General features: G+C 36.8%; 20 protein-coding genes. 5 read left to right on the top strand and 15 right to left on the bottom strand.

All coding sequences use genetic code 11. From position 1 onward, the window contains the following. Positions 1-80: 80 nt before the first annotated feature. The gene (locus ACJ5H0_RS10750; protein ID WP_411249468.1) at positions 81-896 is read right to left on the bottom strand and encodes a purine-nucleoside phosphorylase; all 816 of its coding nucleotides are present in this window, start codon (positions 894-896) and stop codon (positions 81-83) included. Next, on the bottom strand, positions 880-1,905 hold the full coding sequence (gene lpxK, locus ACJ5H0_RS10745) for a tetraacyldisaccharide 4'-kinase (protein ID WP_411249466.1): 1,026 nt from the start codon (positions 1,903-1,905) through the stop codon (positions 880-882). Before lpxK ends, ACJ5H0_RS10750 begins: the two co-directional genes overlap by 17 nt. A 49-nt stretch (positions 1,906-1,954) precedes the next feature. On the opposite strand from lpxK, the gene truA reads away from it, so the two are divergent. From truA to ACJ5H0_RS10730, 3 genes are all read left to right on the top strand, one after another. Next, positions 1,955-2,746 carry a tRNA pseudouridine(38-40) synthase TruA gene (truA, locus tag ACJ5H0_RS10740; protein WP_411249464.1) on the top strand — a complete coding sequence of 264 codons (792 nt, stop codon included), beginning with the start codon at positions 1,955-1,957 and terminating at the stop codon, positions 2,744-2,746. A gap of 24 nt (positions 2,747-2,770) precedes the next feature. Next, the gene (locus ACJ5H0_RS10735) at positions 2,771-3,115 is read left to right on the top strand and encodes a hypothetical protein (RefSeq protein ID WP_411249462.1); all 345 of its coding nucleotides are present in this window, start codon (positions 2,771-2,773) and stop codon (positions 3,113-3,115) included. 136 nt (positions 3,116-3,251) lie between these two features. After that, entirely contained in the window at positions 3,252-5,015 is a 1,764-nt protein-coding gene (locus tag ACJ5H0_RS10730; RefSeq protein WP_172280604.1) for an ABC transporter ATP-binding protein, read from the top strand. A gap of 58 nt (positions 5,016-5,073) precedes the next feature. Here the strand turns inward: ACJ5H0_RS10730 and ACJ5H0_RS10725 are convergent, their stop codons facing one another. The 7 genes from ACJ5H0_RS10725 to ACJ5H0_RS10695 form a co-directional block, all read right to left on the bottom strand. Further along, positions 5,074-6,852, bottom strand: a complete 1,779-nt coding sequence (locus tag ACJ5H0_RS10725) for a M43 family zinc metalloprotease (protein ID WP_411249460.1) — start codon at positions 6,850-6,852, stop codon at positions 5,074-5,076. Between the two features lie 180 nt (positions 6,853-7,032). Then, complete coding sequence (locus tag ACJ5H0_RS10720; protein ID WP_411249459.1) at positions 7,033-9,315, bottom strand: patatin-like phospholipase family protein; 2,283 nt, start codon at positions 9,313-9,315, stop codon at positions 7,033-7,035. A 101-nt stretch (positions 9,316-9,416) separates the two neighbouring features. Next, complete coding sequence (locus ACJ5H0_RS10715) at positions 9,417-9,896, bottom strand: class I SAM-dependent methyltransferase (protein ID WP_411249457.1); 480 nt, start codon at positions 9,894-9,896, stop codon at positions 9,417-9,419. Positions 9,897-9,939: 43 nt separating this feature from the next. Further along, complete coding sequence (locus tag ACJ5H0_RS10710) at positions 9,940-10,077, bottom strand: hypothetical protein (protein ID WP_411249455.1); 138 nt, start codon at positions 10,075-10,077, stop codon at positions 9,940-9,942. Positions 10,078-10,149: 72 nt separating this feature from the next. Continuing rightward, positions 10,150-10,743: a hypothetical protein gene (locus tag ACJ5H0_RS10705; RefSeq protein ID WP_172280596.1), complete on the bottom strand. Its 594-nt coding sequence runs from the start codon at positions 10,741-10,743 to the stop codon at positions 10,150-10,152. Continuing rightward, positions 10,730-11,203, bottom strand: a complete 474-nt coding sequence (locus ACJ5H0_RS10700; protein ID WP_172280594.1) for an RNA polymerase sigma factor — start codon at positions 11,201-11,203, stop codon at positions 10,730-10,732. The genes ACJ5H0_RS10705 and ACJ5H0_RS10700 overlap by 14 nt, the downstream gene beginning before the upstream one ends. Next, positions 11,203-12,054: an alpha/beta fold hydrolase gene (locus tag ACJ5H0_RS10695; RefSeq protein ID WP_411249453.1), complete on the bottom strand. Its 852-nt coding sequence runs from the start codon at positions 12,052-12,054 to the stop codon at positions 11,203-11,205. The genes ACJ5H0_RS10700 and ACJ5H0_RS10695 overlap by 1 nt, the downstream gene beginning before the upstream one ends. Positions 12,055-12,448: 394 nt before the next feature. Between ACJ5H0_RS10695 and ACJ5H0_RS10690 the strand changes: the two genes are divergently transcribed. Beyond that, positions 12,449-12,661 carry a hypothetical protein gene (locus ACJ5H0_RS10690; RefSeq protein WP_089027820.1) on the top strand — a complete coding sequence of 71 codons (213 nt, stop codon included), beginning with the start codon at positions 12,449-12,451 and terminating at the stop codon, positions 12,659-12,661. Between the two features lie 57 nt (positions 12,662-12,718). Here the strand turns inward: ACJ5H0_RS10690 and ACJ5H0_RS10685 are convergent, their stop codons facing one another. From ACJ5H0_RS10685 to ACJ5H0_RS10660, 6 genes are all read right to left on the bottom strand, one after another. Then, positions 12,719-14,011 (bottom strand): MFS transporter, encoded by a 1,293-nt coding sequence (locus ACJ5H0_RS10685; protein WP_411249450.1) that lies wholly within the window; start codon positions 14,009-14,011, stop codon positions 12,719-12,721. A 20-nt stretch (positions 14,012-14,031) separates the two neighbouring features. After that, positions 14,032-15,444 (bottom strand): porin, encoded by a 1,413-nt coding sequence (locus ACJ5H0_RS10680; RefSeq protein WP_172280588.1) that lies wholly within the window; start codon positions 15,442-15,444, stop codon positions 14,032-14,034. A gap of 102 nt (positions 15,445-15,546) precedes the next feature. Further along, a complete protein-coding gene (locus ACJ5H0_RS10675; RefSeq protein WP_411249448.1) occupies positions 15,547-16,407 on the bottom strand; it encodes a sensor histidine kinase in 861 nt (286 codons plus the stop codon). A 25-nt stretch (positions 16,408-16,432) separates the two neighbouring features. After that, positions 16,433-16,816, bottom strand: a complete 384-nt coding sequence (locus ACJ5H0_RS10670; protein ID WP_411249446.1) for a hypothetical protein — start codon at positions 16,814-16,816, stop codon at positions 16,433-16,435. Beyond that, on the bottom strand, positions 16,813-17,490 hold the full coding sequence (locus ACJ5H0_RS10665) for a response regulator transcription factor (protein ID WP_172280585.1): 678 nt from the start codon (positions 17,488-17,490) through the stop codon (positions 16,813-16,815). The genes ACJ5H0_RS10670 and ACJ5H0_RS10665 overlap by 4 nt, the downstream gene beginning before the upstream one ends. 102 nt (positions 17,491-17,592) lie before the next feature. Further along, on the bottom strand, positions 17,593-18,345 hold the full coding sequence (locus ACJ5H0_RS10660; RefSeq protein ID WP_411249444.1) for a DUF3575 domain-containing protein: 753 nt from the start codon (positions 18,343-18,345) through the stop codon (positions 17,593-17,595). A 194-nt stretch (positions 18,346-18,539) separates the two neighbouring features. Here ACJ5H0_RS10660 and ACJ5H0_RS10655 point away from each other — a divergent pair, with 194 nt between their 5' ends. Then, positions 18,540-20,627: an outer membrane beta-barrel protein gene (locus ACJ5H0_RS10655; protein WP_411249442.1), complete on the top strand. Its 2,088-nt coding sequence runs from the start codon at positions 18,540-18,542 to the stop codon at positions 20,625-20,627. Positions 20,628-20,686: the final 59 nt, after the last annotated feature.

The raw sequence follows: 20,686 nt of genomic DNA, 5'->3' as shown, positions 1-20,686 counted from the left end.
AACAATGAAACGAAGTTATGAATTGCTTTTTGGATTAATTGGCAAAAATTTAAGAAATCGAAAAATTCGATAAAAAAGAACTACTGATAATTTTTAACCAGACCTTTTACTACCGTGATTACGTTGGGCATTGCTTTATTGGCTGCATTAAGAACTTCTTCGTGAGAAACGGCTAATGCAATATCGGGTGCGCCAAGATCCGTAATAACTGAAATACAAAAAACATCCATATCCATATGGCGGGCCACAATAACTTCCGGAACAGTACTCATTCCTACCATATCACCACCTATAGCTTTTATCATTCCATATTCTGCGGGTGTTTCAAAGGTAGGTCCCTGTAATGCGACATAGATTCCCTGGTGAATTCTGATGTTATTTTCTGAAGCAGTGCGTTCTGCGATACTGATCATTTTTTTATTATAAGGCTCGCTCATATCGACAAACCTCGGGCCTAGTTCTTCTATATTCTTACCACGAAGAGGATGTTCAGGCATCATATTGATGTGATCTTTCAGAATAACAATGTCGGCGACCCTGAATTCAGGATTTACTCCTCCGCAGGCATTGGAAAGAAGTAAGTTTTTAATACCGATCAAATGAAAAACCCTTACAGGAAATACCACAGTTTCGATAGAATGGCCTTCATAATAATGAAAGCGTCCACTCATTATCAATACCTTTTTACCTTCTAAAATACCATATATCAGCTGACCTCCATGACCAGCCACTGTTGTTTGAGGAAAGTTAGGAATGTCTTTGTATTCCAATATGTGTATTGGCTGAACTTCATCTTTCAGTTTTCCCAGGCCGGATCCTAATACGATTGCAAAATCAGGTGTATCCTGAATGATGTTTTTGATGAAGGCTGCGGTTTCTTTAATTTTTCCTAACATAATCCGAGATGATTTGATTAAACTCTTCCTTTTTGTCAATGATTACATTGATAGGCCAGTAATAAACAATATCTCTAAGATAGTCAAAGGTTTTTAAACGAACATAATCTTTCTCGGTTGTTAAGATCAATTTATATTCGCCCAGTTTCTTATATTCAGCAATTATTTTTTTGATGTCGTCATCGGAAAAATTATGATGATCCCTGAATTTGAGGTGTTTTACTCTATGTGAAAATTTCGCCAGATGTTCCAGCAATGGTTTTGGATTGGCAATCCCTGTAATTAAAAGAATGTCATAATAATTCAGGTTGTTGTCAGGAAGCATTTTTTCTCTTCCGTATACATTTTCGTCATATCCGATAGATGAAAAGAATACTTTCTGATGACGCTCAGGTCTTATTCTGGAAATATAATACTGTTTGGTCTCCTCCGTCAGTTCATCAGGACATTTGCTGACCATAATAAGATCGGCTCTTTTTACCCCGGCTCTTGATTCCCTGAGATCCCCTGCCGGAAGAAGGTGGTCCCTAAAATACGGGTCATTAAAATCCGTCATCAGAATATTAAATCCTGCTTTGATCGCCCTATGCTGAAAAGCATCGTCCAGTACAAGAACATCCAGGTCCATGTCATCAATGACTTTTTTGGCTCCAGGCACTCTTTCCTCAGAAACTGCAATAACGAAACGGTTCTTAAAACGTTCAAAAAGCTGCATCGCTTCATCACCTACCATTTTGTAGTTGCTGTCATAATTGGTCACCTCATAACCTTTTGTAAGTCTTCCGTAACCTCGGGAAAGGACACCGGTTCTGTAATGTTTGGATAAAAACTGAGCAAGGTACATCACCATTGGCGATTTTCCACTTCCGCCAACGGACAAATTGCCGACATTGATGATCGGCGTTTTGAATTTCGTAGATTTAAAGATCCCCAGATCATACATTGTGTTTCGGATACCCGTTACCAAATGATAACCTACAGAGAAGGGATAAAGGTACCATCTTTTCATACGATTGCAAAAATAGTAATTTTTAAGAGGATTTGGCTGAATATTCTCAATGACTTTTCAACAAATATTTCATAAAATTAAAGTATTTTTGTGGAGTTATTATACTACATTGAGGTACTTTATAGAGTTTTCTTACAACGGTAAAAATTATTTCGGTTATCAGATCCAGCCGGACGCCAATTCTGTACAGGAAGAATTGGAAAAAGCACTATCCACTATTTTACGGGAAGAGATTAAAATTACAGGAGCCGGAAGGACGGACACCGGTGTTCATGCAAAAAAAATATTCGCCCACTTTGATATCCAGGTGGCTTTTAATGATCAGCTCAGTCACAGGCTGAACAGCTTTCTTCCGCCTGATATTGCTGTTAAGAGGATTTTTCCTGTAAAAGATGATTTTCATGCCCGGTTTGATGCCACCTACAGAACATACGAATATTATATTTCTTTAGAAAAAAATCCATTTACACTGGAATCTGCATGGCAACATTGGAAAAGACCTTTGAGCATCGATGCAATGAATGAAGCCTGTAAAATTTTATTCGAGTATGAGGATTTTACGAGTTTTGCCAAATTGAAAACAGATAATAAGACCAATATCTGTCACATTTACAAAGCAGAGTGGGAACAGGAAGGAAGCGAACTTAAATTTACCGTTTCTGCCAACCGTTTTCTCAGGAATATGGTACGGGCAATCGTGGGGACAATGGTGGAAATCGGTGCAGGAAAAATGAAGCCCGAAGATCTGAGAAAAGTTATTGAAAATAAAAACCGTAATTCGGCCGGCACTTCTGCTCCGGCACAAGGATTATTTCTCGTAGATGTAGGCTACGAATTTTAAAAAAAACAAAAAACTATAATCATTATGATGTCTATTTTTATCCTGATTGGAGCGTACAGATACTATGCTGCACTGGCAGAAAGATTTGGGAAAACCAAATGGCATTTTGGCCTGTTGGGTATAGGGATCTATCTGGGGTTTCAGGTTGCGTTTTTATTTTGCTATGGTTTCTATATCGCACTTACTAACCCAGGTTCTTTACAGGATAACGATTATACCGGATATAGCCTTGTGAATGTAATAAGCTGGCTATGTGCAATAGTTGTTGTGTGGGGAATTTACCAGTTTCTTGAAAAAAAGTTTACAAAAGAAACCATCCATAAACCAAGCCTGGAAATTGAGGAGATAGGTAGCAAAGAAAATGTATAACAATAGGATATTCATATTTTAAATAATTAATATCCGTTATTTTCTATTGGTATTTGGATAAGTTGTTCTCGCTTTCAAATTATAAAGTGTTATTTTTGCATGGAATTTATTTAATTCTTTTCTTTCAATTTGTACAATGAAAAAACAAGATACCTGGGGAATTATTAAAAGGCTTTTCTTTATCGGAATGAAATTCCGGTCCTGGTTTATCCTTACTTTAATCATTTCCGTTTTACTATCCATCGTTTCTACTTACAGACCTTACCTTACCATGGAGGTTGTAGATAATGATATCACCAGGCTGCAGGATAAAGCTCTGATGATGAAGCATATCTACATTTTGGTAGGATTGGTTGTTGCAGAAACTGTTTTAAACTTTTTCCTGGTCTATTTCTCCAATTATATTTCTCAGAATGTAATCAGGGATATCAGAGAGAGGTTGTATTCTAAACTTATTTATTTCAGGACATCATTTTTTGATAAAACACCTATAGGACAACTGGTAACACGTGCCGTTGGGGATGTGGAAACCATTGCTACAGTTTATACGGACGGATTCCTTATGGTTTTCGGGGATATTTTGAGAATCGTCTTTGTATTAGTGATGATGTTCAGTACTAATGTTCATCTGAGCTATATTACACTGGCTATACTTCCTTTGATGGTGGTTATTACCCGTTTTTTTCAAAAGAGGCTGAAAAAAGCATTTGGAGATGAAAGAACCTGGACGGCGAATCAGAATTCCTTTGTTCAGGAAAGATTAGCCGGAATGCCAATTATACAGGTGTTCAACAGACAGGAAGCTGAATTTAAAAAGTTTGATGATATCAATATTACCCTGAAGGCTGCATTGCTGAAAACCGTTTTTATCTTTTCATTATTTTTTCCTGTAGTAGAACTTATTTCATCCCTATTTATTGGGTTTATCCTTTTCTATGGAGGATATATTACCATTAGTGCGGGGGTGGTTATTGCTTTTATCCAGTATATTTCAATGCTGATCAGACCTTTACGCCAGATCGCAGACCGATTTAATAATATCCAGCGTGGAATTGTAGGTGCAGAAAGGGTACTGGGATTAATGGATGAGGATTATGCGATGCCTAATCACGGAACAGTAAAAAAAGATCACTTCAATGGTAAAATTGAATTCAGGGATGTTCGTTTTGCTTACGATGAAAAGCAGGAAGTACTGAAAGGAATCAATTTCAAAGTGAATCCGGGAGAAACAGTTGCTATTGTCGGAGCTACAGGAGCAGGTAAATCTACGATCATCAGTCTGATCACGAGGCTGTATGATATCAATTCCGGAGAGATTTTTATTGATGATGTAGAGCTGAAAGATTATGAATTATATAATCTCAGAAGTCATATTGGGGTGGTATTACAAGATGTTTTCCTTTTCCATGGAAGTATCTTTGAAAATCTCTCTTTTGGAGATGAAAGTATTACCCTGGATAAAATAAAAGCAGGGGCCAGAGAAATTGAAGTGGATGAATTCATTCAGCAGCTTCCGGGTGGTTATGATTATGTAGTCAGTGAAAGAGGCTCGTCGATCTCATTAGGGCAAAGGCAGTTATTGTCTTTCTTAAGAGCTTATCTGTCCGATCCGAAAATTTTGATCCTGGATGAAGCTACCTCTTCAATTGATCATGAAAGTGAAAAACTGATTCAGAGGGCTACGGAGAAAATCACGAAAAACAGGACTTCGATTATTATTGCACACAGGCTTTCAACCATTGAAAAAGCGGATAAGATTATCGTAATGGAACATGGTAAAATTGTAGAAGAAGGAAAGCATTTGGAGTTGCTTGATCAAAATGGGTATTATTCCACATTGTATAAAGCACAGCTGAGACATGAAGTAGAAATGGAAGAAGAAAACCGGGCGTCAAAATAATAATCGTCATAGATAACAGAAATAAAAAAGAGAGCTGAAGTTGCTCTCTTTTTTGTTTTTAGAATTTTAGTTTTTGGGTGATCACTTTTCCGTTTTCCAATGTTGCCCGGACTGTTACTACTACATTTTTGGCATTTAATGGAGCGGTAATTTCTGTAGATTTCATATTGGTTTGGTTCACCAGAATTCTTCCTGAGGCATCATAGATTACCAGCGAGGTAATTTGCAGGTCACTTTTTATGTACACTGAATTTTCTGCCTGTGTAATAAAGGTTTTGTTTTCAATTGCATTTTTAGCGGACAGGGTTCTTGGTTCAATGATCACTGAATAATCTTCTATCTGTCCGTATTTAGGAATATAACAAGCGGTAACGGTTGTTCCGTTATATTCACCAATTACCCTCATTCTTAAAGGAGTATTGGCTACAGCATTTGAAGGTGGAGTTACTGATGCTGTTGCAGTGGAACCTGCTGCTATATTGCTTTGGTTCAGAACCAGCTCCGTTGTTTCATTAAATTGTCCATCGTTATTGTAATCGATGTATGCTTTTATAATATGAGGATTGTTTGTTCCGGGAGTAATGGTAAGGGTCGTTGAGGTGCCTGAAGGTATTGTGGTTTTGGAAATTCCCAGGCAATAATTTCCCGTAAAATTTTCGTAGAAATTATTAGTGGCAGCCTTGTAATTGGTTGAATAATTATTAATGTTTCCAAATTTGACAGAAGTGATTCCTATGTTATAATTTCCTGGATTCGTTATTGTTGTTGGGGTGCAAGTTGTGGTTAAAGATGTATTGTTGTTAGGTCTAGTGCTACTTGCGACCGGAGAATTGATTAAAGATTGTCTGTACTGTAAAAGCTGGGCTGTAGCTCTGTCGGATTGTCCCAGGGTAAAGAGATCTCTGAAACAGAAAGTATAAGACATTACATTCCTTTCACCTCCTGCATAGGTAACGCTTGTACATGGGTTGATCTGACCGGTCTGACATGTATAGGGAACGGAAGAGTGGTAAAGGCTTTTCATTGGTTCTGTATCGCATACCAGGTCTCCTTGTAATGTACAATCGGTATTAGCAGGACAGGCCCCGGTAGAGTCGTTGAATCCTTCATGGGTGTGACGGAGTCCTAACGCATGTCCGAATTCATGTGCCAGTGTTTGCGCATTTACAGATGATGCACTTGTAGACATAAATGCATAATCATTGCTGCCACCCGGGTAATAGGCAAAGCCATTAAGGGTCCCTGAATTAGAGGCTAACTTTTTTACCACATAAATATTATAATACTTGCTGGTATCCCACATTCCCAGGGCTGTAATTTCGGATGCCGTTACAGCATTGGTCGTATTATCATTGTTTACACCACCGCTTACATATTTTGGAAGATGGGAAGCATTGATCCTGTTGATCCCGTTGGTCGCTGTACAGGTGGGACTGATTTTCGCAAAAACAAATTTTACAGGGAGTATGGCACTGGATGATGACATGCCGCTTGAAGAACTTCCGGAAAATACTCCGTTAGTATAATTAACCCATGCAATAATGTCGGCATCCGACTTGTTGTTTACTGTTCCGACCGCGCTTCCGTCCCCTACAACATGGACAACAGCGGGAATTTCATATACCTGATTTTTATTAAGGGTAGAAGCTAGTTTTCCACTTTTAATCAGTTTGGATAACTCTAAGTTAAAAGCATCATCCCGAGCCTTTTCTTCTGGATGCCGTTCATAATGTTTTCGCATTAATTCGTCGGTACCGCATTCTATTAATTCAGTTTTTTGAGCGTAAAACTGGCTGCATGAAGAGCCTAAAATAATAGCTAGTAGTAGTTTTTTCATAATATAATTGTTAGTGGTTTTAATATAATCATATTAAAAATAAACAAAAATATCAATAGTATGGGAAATAATTTAAGGCTTTTATAAAGACCTTGAAGGATTCGAAAAAGATGATGTTGAATATTTCACAATAGCCTATTTCTTTAATTTCATCGTCCATTATTATTTTGTGGATACAAATCAGAATTTAAATCCGATACTAAAATAAGCCCGCCAGAAATTAAGTGCATCGTTTCTGGATATATTTACGTTAATGGGACCTAAAAGCGATTCATATCCCAGATTAAGTCCATAACCAATAAGTTTGGAATTGCTCTTGAAAGGGGATAGCTCGTCACTTATTGCAGCATAGTGAAAAGAGGGAGTAAGGAAAATCCTGTGACAAATCCGGTACTGAACCTCAAATCCTATCTTAGCAACGGAATTTATAGGAACTTCTTTTTGCCTGAACCCATTAAATTCAGGATTCATTCCGTCAAAATTATATTCACTTCCTCCCAGATTGAATTTCTGATTGAGAAAAAGATAAGGGATACCCTCTGAAGATCCCAGAGTTTGAGGAGAGAAGTTGGTTCCTAAAAAAGCATTTGCCTTAACAGATACCTTTTTATTGATTGGAATAATATAATTTTCATTGAGCGTTAATGTGATCAGGTTCTTGGGTTTATAATATCCTTCAGCCCCGGGATTTAAGTATTCATAGAGTGTAGGTTGTATTTCTTTCAGATCATAAAGGTTGTATTGATCTCCAAAATAATACTTCGTTATGAACTGAAAATTGTTTCCTGAAGTAGGATAATATCTGGTATTGAAGTTATTTTGATTGAATTTAAAATACAGGTCAAGATTGGTATGATAATATACCTTTTTGCTGTACAAGTCTGTAAAGGTCTGGCTAATCCTGTCTACAGACCGGTTTAATTTTTCAGCGTTGAACTCTAAGCCGAATGAAGCCATTGTATTCGGATGAATCGAATAATTGACCGCTGTATTCGCTTTAATGCTTCTGTAAATATAGTTAGGGAAAAATAAATTATTTTCAACATCATTGTTTTCTGAGAATCTCAACAGGAGGTCATTACTTTTAAGAAAAGAAATATTTCCTTCTGTACTTAACCACCAGCGGTAATCCGTATCCAGGAATTTCTGGAACTGCAAACGGGCCTTGAAACGTTCCGAAATATCTACAGTTGCTATGGCCCTGAATTTTGCTTCTGCATAATCCCGGTAGGTATAATTCAGGATGATCCCTACGGATTGTTCATTATCATAGTGTAGGGCTAATTTAAGCATGCTTGGTGTGGATCTCTTTACGAAAATGTTCATAATTAAACCGTTTTCCGAATCTGTGTAAGTATAATACACCCTGTCATACTGTCGAATTCCAAAAACCTTGTCGATAGCAGCATTTACTGTTTTGGCATCGTAATATACACCCTCCTTTAATCCCATCAGGTTTTTAATAGTTTCAATCTCGGACGAATTAGTGATCGGCGTGCCATTGTCTTCACTATAAGTAAACTGTATGGTCGGTTTTTTAATCTCTTCAACAAGTTTGTGCTCATAAGTAATTCCCAGTCTGCGTTGCTCATTGGCCAAAGCTATAAATTCAGGAAGGTGTCTTTTAGCTTCTGCTTCTCCTATTTTTATGATTTCCTTGTATTTTCTGAAGTCTTTAGTGGTGTAATCATTAAGCGGAGTTACAAAATCCACCATGATATCCGACATCTTCTTTTGTTCATTGAAATCCTGTACGGAATGGAATGCATGTGTCTGATAGATCATTTTCATTGGATTTTTGATCTCATCTTTTGTGAAAAGCCTGAATCCTGTATAGCCTCCGATAATATAATCAGCTCCCATATCTTTTACTTCCTTTACCGGAAAATTACGGTCGAGGCCACCGTCTACAAGAAGTTTTCCATCAATATAGACCGGTGCGAAAGCAGCAGGTATGGCTAAGGTAGAACGAATCGCCAGTGCAAGAGAACCTTTTTTCTGCATAACCAATCCACCATTCACAATATCGGATGATGTAAGTTGAACAGGAATAGGAAGCTTACTGAAATCGTTAATATGTTTTGCAGGAAACGTCAATGTATTGAGAACTTCACCCATATATTGCCCTTCTATAAAGGATCCCGGTAGGGAAGGCCGGCCATCGTTCACCGGAAATTCAAGAATATATTTATTGTACTCATCTTTTTCGCTGATATTGACCTTGTTGTAGGGGATTTTGTTACTCAGGATCCTTTTCCAGTTCATGCCGTACACCATTTTTTTCAATTCTTCACCATTATATCCCATAGCATATAATCCGCCTAGAATTCCACCCATACTGGTCCCGGTAATATAATCTATTTTAATCCCTAGTGAATCTATTGTTTTTAAAATTCCCAGATGCGCAAAGCCCTTGGCACCACCTCCGCTAAGCGCTAACCCAAACTTTGTATCTTTTGTCATGGGAGGCATTTTCTTTATGGTGTCTTGTGCAGAAAATAAACAAAATATGCATATAAGAAAGACAGTGAGGAAATTTTTCATTTTAATAGGCTTACTTCAAATTAGCAAAAAAGACGATCGGGGTCTATTAAGGATTTCAATAGGGGATCTTTTTTTTTAAAACTACAGAATGTGAAATTTTGAATCGTGTCAAAAGGAGTTGTATGATCTGATGAAATACACTGTATCTTTTCGAAATGATTGGCGAACTGCTTTTCCATGGACTCCTCATCGTATTGCTTAATCTCCAGACCACTGCATTTTGTAGGTCCGTTTTTTGAAAAAGTTCCTAACACCATAAATCCTTTTATGCTTTTCCCTGCAATATCCAGATAGCTGGAGATTTGTTCTTCTTCGGTTAAAAAATGAAATGTGGCCCTGTCGTGCCAAAGATCATATTGGAATTCAGGTTCGAATTTAGTAATGTCCGTAACAATAAATTTCACTTTTTCGGATTTCTTTCCTAAACGCTTTTTTGTCTTTTCCAATGCATTCGCAGAAATGTCCAGCACCGTGATATCCTGATATCCTTTGTCAATCAAAATATCTACAAGATGACTTTCACCTCCGCCAATATCTATTATTTTAGCGTCTTTTTTTTAAGTCAAATGATGCAATGAAATCCAGTGATATTTCAGGTTTTTCCTGTGTCCAGCTTACCTGATCAGGGCTTTTTGTTTCGTATACTATATCCCAGTGATTTTTATTCTTTGACAAATCCATAAGGAGTGTTGTTTTTAGCAGGGCTAAATTACAAAAGACCTGATGAAAGAAAATATTTTAATTGATTTATTTTTATTCAACCAGCTGTTTGTTGATTTCTTCGAATTTTTTAATAAGCTCATGGAGTTTTGACTGTTCTTTCCTTATGGTTTTAGGTCTTATGTAAAACCAGTTAAAGGCAATCCAAATAAAAGTTAATGAATACGCAAAAACAGCCATAAATGTTGTCATCCTTGAAGTGTATTCATACATGTAGAGACTGATTCCTGCCAATAACATAGTGAAGTAAAGATTGGTCATGAACGTTTGTACAAAACCCTGTTTGCTTTTCAAAACATACAGGCTATGCAAATAGTCACTGTTGGATTGGTCGGTGTTGGTTTTATAAAAGAATGTAAACAGCCTGTTGTAAGCAAACAGGAAAATTACCATTGCCAGAATAATCAGTACGATTCCGATTTTTGTGCTGAGTAGCTGAGGTTGATAATGATACCATATCAGACCTATAAATATACTGGTTAAAAGTAACATTACATTGGTTAATATAAGCTTTTTCAGATTTTTGCTTTTGTAGGACTCCAGTTTAGCAAGCAAATCTTTAAGGTCGGGCTTATTTACTTTTTGTTGTTGCCAGATATTTTTAAAATCTATATTAGTAGGTTCCATGTTCCCTGAATTTTTGAGTTAATTTTTCTTTTATTCTGTGGATTTTTACCCTGACATTGGATTCTGATAATCCCACGATACTGGCTATTTCGGCCTGTTTTAATTCTTCCAGTTCTAAAGAAATAATAATACGGTCTGTTTCCGGCAATTCGGAGATGAATTTATAAAGAAGTTGTATCTCAGATTCCATGGATTCCTGTTTCTTTTCCTCTAAATTACCTGGTAAATCAGCTTTTGTGAATCTTTTCTCCCTTTCAATCTGTCGCAGGCAATTATTGGAGGCGATCCTGAAAATCCAGGTTCCCACAGAAGATTCATTTCTGAATTTAGGAAGTTGCTGCCATACAATGATAAATGTTTCTTGTGCAATGTCCTGTGCCCATTCGGAATTGTTTACATATCCCATACACAGGCGGAATATTTTTTGCCAGTATACTTCGTAGATTTCCTCAAATACCATTATTTTGCAGATAAGAAGTTATTCAACTGGTTGAAATACCATTCCTTATCATCATACATGATGAAGTGTAAACCTTTAGTAGCATATTGTAAATTTGCATTTTTCATATTTTTATATTGATCTTCCATGGCTGGTTTAAAATTAGTAAAATAAGACTCTAATAATATAAGTGAAGGGCATTGTACATTTTTTATTTTTTCCCGGAGGTCAGTATTCGAGAAGTCACAATACATTTCTGCAAAAGTCTTACGGTCTGATTGCTGACTCCATCCGATCACAGTTTCCTGCATGGAAGTATCCGCCAAAAGCTGGGGGATAGATTTCAGCTGCATCTGACGAAATTGATCATCTGTCATGGCTGTCATTTTATTGATGGTAGCAGAGCAATCATTGTTTTCCTTAGATGTAAAAGAAGGATTCATTAATGCCGATAAGCACGGCAAAGCATCTACAACGATAATCTTACCCACTAATTGTGGATGATCTGCAGCCAGAGCGAGGGCAAGGCCTCCACCCATACTGTGCCCGATGATAACAGGCTTGTCAATTCTCTGGTCACTGATGAATTCTGCAATTTTGTTTTCCCAGTTTTTAAAGCTGGCGCCGGGCTGAGGCTTTGCACCTGCGAATCCTGCCATTGTTAAAGTATAGCAAGTAAAATTCTTATCAAACTTTAGGGTCGTTTCATTCCATACATCTCCGGAAGAGGCAAAACCGGGGATTAAAATCAGGGCTTGTTTCCCACTTCCTGATTTTTTAACCTCAAAAGGATAGGATTTTGTTTGTCCGAACACATTAGCACATAGAGCTAAAAATAAAAATATCACGGCAAGGAATGTCAATTTTTTCATTTCATTTAAGATTTAATGGTTAATTTACCTTTTAGATACAGGCCTGAAAAAAATGTTACAAAATTTTTAAAATAATTTTAAATCTTATGAATAATTCCTGCAATACCCCTTTAATAAAGGGTATTTTAAATTGAAAGAAATCAGATTAAATCCTTGAATTTTCGGTTAGTCCTCATTTTGTGGAGGTTATCGGTTATTTTTTTTTAAAATATTATGCATTACTTATTATAATAGGTACGGTTTTTGCAGACTATAGAAATTAATAAAAATTTTGTGAAGCCTGTTGTTTGTATTCGAAAATTCACTAAATTTAATAAATATTTACAATTGCCCCTTATAATGATAGGGGTGTTGGAGATAAAATCGTAGTTTTTTAATTAAATCCAAAATACCAATGAATAATATACAAGATGAATTTCAAGTTCTGAAGGACGAGCTAAGAAAATTGAATATTGAAGTAAAGAAAGTAGTAAAAGTAGGAAACGGAAGCATGGACTTTCATGAGGTTTTCTACAAATCGCCAAGATATGAAGAGGTAAAAACAATTTATGTACAGCGTCATAATCTGGATGATCTTATTGTGAAATTCAGACAAGCTTATAGCTAAAATAAAAGACGCGCCGCAGATTTCTGCGGCGCGTTTCATTCAGGGTCAGTATATTTTTTAATCCTTGTTTAATGCTGATGTTTCTTTGGTATCTTTCATTCTGGCATAAACAATCAGTGAAAAGAAGATACATGCTGTAATATACCAATAGAAATAAGGTTCCATATCGGCCTGCTTAAGCCAAAGGGCAATATATTCCGCCGTACCTCCAAAAATGGCGACTGTTAAAGCATAAGGTAAGCCAACACCAAGTGCCCTTACTTCCGATGGGAAAAGTTCTGCCTTAACTACTGCATTAATGGAAGTATATCCACTTACAATAATCAACGCTGCCATAATTAAAAAGAAGGCTCCCCACATTGAGGTTGTTGTGCTTAATGCTGTAAGCAAAGGTACTGTGCAAAGAGTTCCTAAAATTCCAAATCCCAGAAGCAAAGGTCTTCTTCCTATTCTGTCTGATAATCCACCAAAAACAGGTTGAAGACAGGCAAAAATAAATAATGATACGAAAGAGATAAGGGTAGACTGTTCTTTTGTCAGATGAACCGTATTTACTAAAAATTTCTGCATATAGGTGGTATACGTGTAAAAAGCCAACGTTCCGCCTAATGTTAAACCTACTACGGTGAGAAGGGCTTTAGGATGTTTAAGCAATTCTTTTATAGTTCCTTTTTTCTTCTCGCTCATTTCCTTTTTGTTTTCAAAAGCTTCGGTTTCATGAAGGTTAGCCCTCAGATATAATGCAATAACGGAAAGGGCTGCACCGATGATAAAAGGAATCCTCCAGCCCCAGTCTTCCAGCTGTGCCTCTGTAAGAAGTAGCTTTTGTAAAACCAACTGGATCCCCAATGCAATTAATTGCCCTCCGATCAGGGTTACATATTGAAAGCTTGAGTAAAACCCTCTTCTGTCTTCTGTCGCCATTTCACTGAGGTAGGTGGCTGAAACACCATATTCTCCTCCTACACTCAATCCCTGTAGTAGCCTTGCAATTAAAAGAAGGATCGGAGCCAGAATTCCTATAGTTTCATAAGTAGGTGTAAGGGCAATAAGTAAAGATCCGAATGACATTAGTAAAACTGAAAGGGTCATCGCTCTTTTTCTCCCTATTTTATCTGCAATACTTCCGAATAACCATCCGCCGATAGGTCTCATCAGGAAACCAACTGCAAATATTCCGGCAGTATTCATCAGTTGTGCATTAAGATCCGAATCAGGAAAAAATGAATTGGAAAAATAGATGGCAAAGGCAGCATAAGCATACCAATCGTACCATTCCACTAGATTTCCGATAGAACCACCCACAATGGCTTTAATCCTTTGGGCTGTTGTAATTTGAGTAGTATTCATAGGGGTAATATATTAAATTTTTAAAGTATAATCTGAAGTGATAGTAAAAATTCTCCTTTTCTGTCAAAAATTGTTTTGGAAACGAGATCATAGAGTGGTCTGCTGCTGTATTGTACAACAATTCTGGCATTTTGGCCGTACAAGTAAAAATTTGCTCCCACGTCATAATAGCTGCCATTCTGATTTAATGCTTTCATGTCCTTTAAAGCATAATTGAAGAAAGGCTGAACCTTCAGTATTTTACTGAATTTAGGAAGAACAAATCCTACCTGTGAAAACCAGATATTTCCCGTACCCATCAAAATCCTGTTGTTTCCGGCACCTTCCAGTGCTTTTTGCCCTGTGAATTGTGGATCAGGAGTTCCTGGATTCAGGAGTCCGCTTACTCTTAAATAGTTGGGTCCGTAATTATAATTATAGAATACGGAATACAATGTCAGTCCCATTTCCTTACTTTTATTTCCTAAAGGCAACTCCGAGTAGATATCTGCTCCGAAGACATTGGCAGCATGAGACTCAAAAACATTTTCTGAGGGTTGAGATTGTGTTGCATCTTTAGTACTGTAAAAACCCGTTCCGATATTCAAAACTTTTCTGGCAGCCAGATTATTACCCGGTAGAAAAGAAGTTACCGTTGTTTCTTTATTGAAAAACTGATAGAATGCATAACCTGAGTAAGATAGCTTTCCGCTTTGGTTATTATCCACAGCAGGTCCTCCTACAACGGGCTTCAGATTAGTAGCAAAAGGCTTGTTGATACTGAATCTGTAATTTAACCGATCAAATTCTCCATGTACAAAAATACCGAACTGTCTTGAAAACTGATCTGCAATTTCGATGGCCGGAAAATTAAAAACAGGGATGTCACCGGCAAGCATTTTTGTCGTACTTGCATTAGTCAATCTGCTTACGCCATTCCAGGAGTGAAGCCCGGCACCCAGATACAAATTGTTTTTATTGGGTTTTCCGGTCTGAAAATCATTTCGTGGTATAATAGCCAGCTCATTATAAGCATCATGAAAGAAAAAAGGGGCTTTCTTTCCGGCTCCATTATTTCCTGTTCCCGATCCTCCTCCGGAAATAAAAGATTGGTTATTAATTCCCATTTGTAGAAAAACTGAATAAAATGGTGTAATCTGACTCTGAATAGTTAGCCTCATTCTTCGGATTCCTGCATCATATGTTTGCTGCTGGGGAACGCCATTCACGAGTGTTCCCGGATTATTGTCAATACTTCGCAGCCAGATCTGACTGGAAATACCGAATTTCAGCCATTTGTCTCCTTTGGGATTCAGGTTGATTTTAAGCTCTCCGATATCTAAAGGATTTTTTTCTGATATAACTTCTTCAGGATTTGTACTGACCTTTGCAGTATCCTGGCTGTATAGTAATTGTAAGGCAGCCAGGCCGAAAATGATGAAAAGTTTTTTCATTGATGCTATTATTTGCACCTAAACAATACATAAATTCTGAAGTTTTTCTGAAGTTTTGATCAGAATTGAAGATTTGTTGTTATGTTTTTGAATTTCAATCTTTTATTTTATGAAATTGATCTTTAAAGTATGAAAATTGTTTTCAAAATGATAAGTAATTTCAGTGTCATAAATCTCCAAAATCTTCTTCACGAGTGCCAAACCGATCCCAATTGAGTTCTGATCAGGGTTTCCGCGCTTGAATCTTTTGAACAATTCTTCCGTAGGAATAGTTGGAGGATTTCCGGTATTGGAAATCTCAAAATAATCTTCGGTAAGAGTTACTGTGATCTTTCCATTTTCGATATTATGCCTTTTTGCGTTATTGATGAGGTTATTGATCACAATAATAGCCAAATTCTCATCGAAATTAAGGTAAACCTCTTCCCGGATATTTCTGGTTAATGATAGGTTCTGAATTTCAAAGATATCCTCGAAATACTGAAGTCGTTCACTAAGCAGTTCTGAAAAGTTGATATGATTCGATTCGCTTTTTTCAAAATGCTCCAGCTTAGCTAATAGAATAAGGGATTGATTAATAGAAGAGAGCCTGTCCAGTTCATCGTTCATTGATGAAAGAGTAAGCAGTTGTTTTTCTGAGAGATCGCTATCCATCAGTAACTCGATCTTTCCTTTAATGGAAGCCAGTGGAGTTTGGAGCTCGTGGGAAGTGTTTTCCGAAAGTTCTTCTAATAAATGATAGTCCTTTTTTGAACTCTCGGACATTTTTAGCAAAAACCTGTTTAAGGATTTAAATTCCTCGGTCTCTGTTTTCATAAGGCTCATAGGCCTGTTATTCTTAAGACTGAATTTTTTGATCTCTTCTATGGCATGATAGAACGGTTCAAGAATCTTCTTTGAAACCAGGACCCCGACAATGATCGTAAGAATAATAAGGAAGACCATGATCCAGGCAACCACCATAATAATGCTTATCAGAAAATGGTTTTCAATGATGGTGATGTATCTTACGCTGGTTATGGCATATCTTTTTTTTATGAATGACAGGGTAGGTTATAACGGTAATTTTATTGATGTAAGACTGTACACTTTTATTCCAGATGTACTTTTCTTCAATAATTTTTTCTTTGGTATTCTTGTAATCGGACGGTAGGATCTTAACCTGGGTTTGTCTGTGGTGTATGGTAAGATAATCGTATGTGGAATCTTGTGCCAACTTATTGGCCACATAAGCATTAAGATCTTCAAGTTTGAGGATCGCTGAACGCATCGTTGCCCTTTCAAAGGCAAAATACAAAATCGTAAAGCCTGTGGTAAGGACAAAGAAAACCAGGATAGTAAATGCTCTGGCAAAACGAAAGCTTAAATTCATTTATCAATCCATTTATAACCCAACCCATAAACAGTCTGCAGATAATCTTTTCCTCCTCCGTCAATAATCTTTTTTCGCAGATTTTTCAAATGCTGGTATACAAAATCTATATTATCCACACTATAAGTATAATCTCCCCACAGGTGACTTGCTATAGCCTGTTTGGAAAGCATTCTGTTTTGATTATTAATAAAATAGATCAGCAGGTTGAGTTCTTTTTTGGTGAGATTCAGCAGTCGCTCATTCACTTTACATTCTTTTGATTCCAGATCAATAGTAAATTCATTGAAACTTAAGATGCGGTTGGTTTCCGGTGTTTTTCTCCTGAGCACGGCTTTTATTCTGGAATGCAGTTCCGGTAATGAGAAAGGTTTGGTCATATAATCATCGGCTCCTTCATCCAAACCTGTCAGTTTGGTATCCAGGGAGTCTTTGGCGGATACAATGATGATGCTGGATTCCGGAGCATCATTTTTAATATGTTTCAGGATTTCCAATCCATTTCCATCCGGAAGCATCAGATCAAGTAGGATGCAATCATATTCGAAAAGCTCAATTTTTTCTAAAGCTTCTTTTGCATTAGTCGCCACTTCACAAACATAGTCTTCTTTTTTAAGATAATCTGTGATGTTGGAAGCAAGATCTTTATGGTCTTCGATGATAAGGATTTTCATAAAATTATAATCCGAAATACATTATTAAGGCTTAAAGATATAAAAAAAGTGTTCTAATTTCCAGAACACTACCTGATCAATCATTTTTTATGTATCCCAGTTTTAAAAACGATATCCTAGTGATAATCCGCTTCTGAAGCCTGCCCAGGGACCATCTACTTTTATCCGGGCTCCATTGGGATTGGTTTCTACGGTATATTTTACAAACGGGATGTCCAGATTTTCGATCTCTTTTTTTAGCTGTTGTTGCATTTCAGGGGTCAGCAGATAATCACTTGTAAGCGTAAAGTCTCCTTTTCCACTACCATAATGTGCACCGGCAATCCATAGATCTAAAACAAGATTTTGGCTTTTGGTAAGAAAGAATTGTACCCCGACCATTAATCCACCACTATTACCATTGGTATTCCCTGATCCTTTCAATGGAATCTGATAAGTAACTCCATTGGTGGGTTTATAATCATAATAGAAATCAAAAGTATTAGAACTTACTTTTGAATATCTGTAATACGGGGCTACGTAAAAGCCTTTTCCGTATCCTGCTCCTAAATAGAAACGAGGCTCTACAGTAAAATTAGTTGCTTTAACCCTTAAATTCTGAAACCGCTCTTCATCTTTATCTTTTAAAAATGCATTAATGAACGGAACCTTTCCTTCAGGCATTGTTCCAAATCCTACATTCACAGAGAACCACTGATTGAAGGCTCTTTCATATGACAAATTAATATTCCTGAATGCATATGCTGTGACATTGGTTTTAATGATATTCATTTTTTCTGCAGAAACAGGAGTGACCTCCTGTGAACAGACTTTCGAAAAAAGAAAAGGGAGGATAAGCAGGAGATATTTTTTCATGATTCTAAGTTTAATAATGGAGTTTATAATAATAGCAGCAAAAAATGGGCAATAGTGTATAGAAATGAATAATTAAATGAAAAATAAACTATTTATATAAAGTTAGTTAGGAATTTATTGATGACTTGAATCCGTATACCATGTAATACATATCAGATTCTGCTTGTCCTATTTTATATTATTCAATTTCTGACATGAAAAAAACAGTATGTGCCGCCCTTTTTCTTTGTGGAGTTTTTGTGTTTTCGCAGGAAAACATCAAAAGCGATACTATTGATCAAACAAAGACGGCAGAAATCCAGGAGGTGATTATAAAGTCCCAACGTAAAAAACAGTTTGCAGACAAAGCAGTATATACTTTTGATAAAGCAGCGTTAGAAAAGGCCCGTTACGCAAAGGACCTATTAAGGACATTACCGGAATTACAGTTGGATCCTGTTTCGAATACTTTGAAAAGTACGAAAGGAGGAACTTCTTTATTTCTTATTAATGGAATTGAAGCAACGGATATGCAGATCCGGAGTATAGCACCCAGTGAAGTAGTAAAAGTTGAATACTATGATATTCCACCCGCAAGGTGGGCAACAAGAGCAGATACGGTTATTAATGTGATTACCCGGTCTACAGAGACAGGATATGTTTTTGGAACCGACGTAATGACCGCATTGAATACAGGATTCGTAAATGGATCAGCATATGCCAATTTTACAAAAGGCAAAAATAATTTCGGTTTGGAATATTCCATGAATTTAAGAGATTATGACAACCGGAGAGTACGCAGTATCTATGACTATCAGCTTGATAATTCACATTATCTTTCCGATGAAAATAAGAAAGATCATTTTGGATATACCTCTCAAAATATTGCTTTAAGGTATACCCGTATGGTGCCTGATAATTATTCATTTCAGGCAAAACTGAATATGGATATCCTTCAGACTTTCGTAAATGGTAAGGGAGAAAGTACTTTCACAAAAGATGATGTTACGGAAGGGCATACCATGATGAAAAGGGGAGGGACGGATTACGTAACACCGACACTTGATCTTTACTTTTCAAAAAAACTGAGTAAAAAAGATGAATTAAGTTTGAATGTCGTGGGTTCCCATTTTACCACAGATACTTCAGAATTTACAAAAGAATGGATCACCTCTTCAGGGAATTCAGTTTTTGATAATGATATGAATCTTACAGCTAAACAGACGGGTTTTGTTGGAGAGATTGCCCATACTCATGATTTTGAAGGTGGAAAACTTTCTTCAGGGTATCGTATCTCGAACACCTCTATTTCCAATGATCTCCAAAACCTTGCAGGATTTTCACAGTACAAAGTGAATTATTTAGAGCAATATTTCTACACAGAATTTTCCGGTAAAATTGAAAAGTTTACGTACCGTGTTGGTGCGGGTCTTACCAACATTCATAATAAAAGTGCTGAAACTACTTTTGATGAATGGTCTATTACTCCAAAAGTTATTTTAGGATATCAGCTGAAAGGAAATCAGAGTCTTCGTTTTACAAGCAGCTATAAACCAAAGAGTCCATGGAGTGCTGCATTGAGTAGTAATGTGGTTCAGATGGCACCGAACATTGTGCAAAAAGGAAATCCATTTCTTAAGTCACAGCTGACATGGGGAAATAACCTGATCTATTCACTGAACAATAAGTATTTTGATTTTAATGCTAATTTATTTTATTCAGATACCCGACGTACGATCAACCAGTTTTATGTGATGGACGATACTTTTGGAGGATATGCCCTTACCTACGAAAACGCAAAAAGCTCGAAACAGTATGGACTACAGCTTACAGGGTCCTATAAGCCTTTTGGGAATAATCTTCTTGTGATCAAAGCTATGGTTGCTCCTTCATCTGAAACCGTAAGAACGAGCAAGGGCGCATTGATCAAAAATAATTATATCGCCAATAATCTGGAATTATCTTCGGAGTACAAATCATTCTCACTACAATATCAGGTCAATATTCCTGTGTATTTACTTAGTGGTGCATTTCTCAATACCAATGAGAATGCGAATCATGTTTTCGTTAATTATAAACACAAAGACTGGACATTCTCTACAGGATTGTACTGGATAGGAATGCCTTCGGAATACAAGACAAAAAGCCTTCCTGAAAGCGTGGTCAACTATTCACGAAATAGCCAGATTATGAATAATAAGTCGATGTTTGTTCTGGGCTTCAGCTATGATTTCTCAAAAGGAAAGAAAACGGATATGCAGAAAAAACTTAATAATTCTACAGCTCCTGCGGCTACTTTTTAATCATGCATATTTTTATCATAAGAACAGCTCCGGAGAATCCGGAGCTGTTTTCTGTACGT

The sequence above is a fragment of the Chryseobacterium proteolyticum genome (assembly GCF_046591535.1).
GTDB lineage: Bacteria > Bacteroidota > Bacteroidia > Flavobacteriales > Weeksellaceae > Chryseobacterium > Chryseobacterium proteolyticum.
The sequence above is the reverse complement of the archived record's forward strand: the minus strand, read 5'-3'. Positions and strand labels throughout refer to the sequence as shown.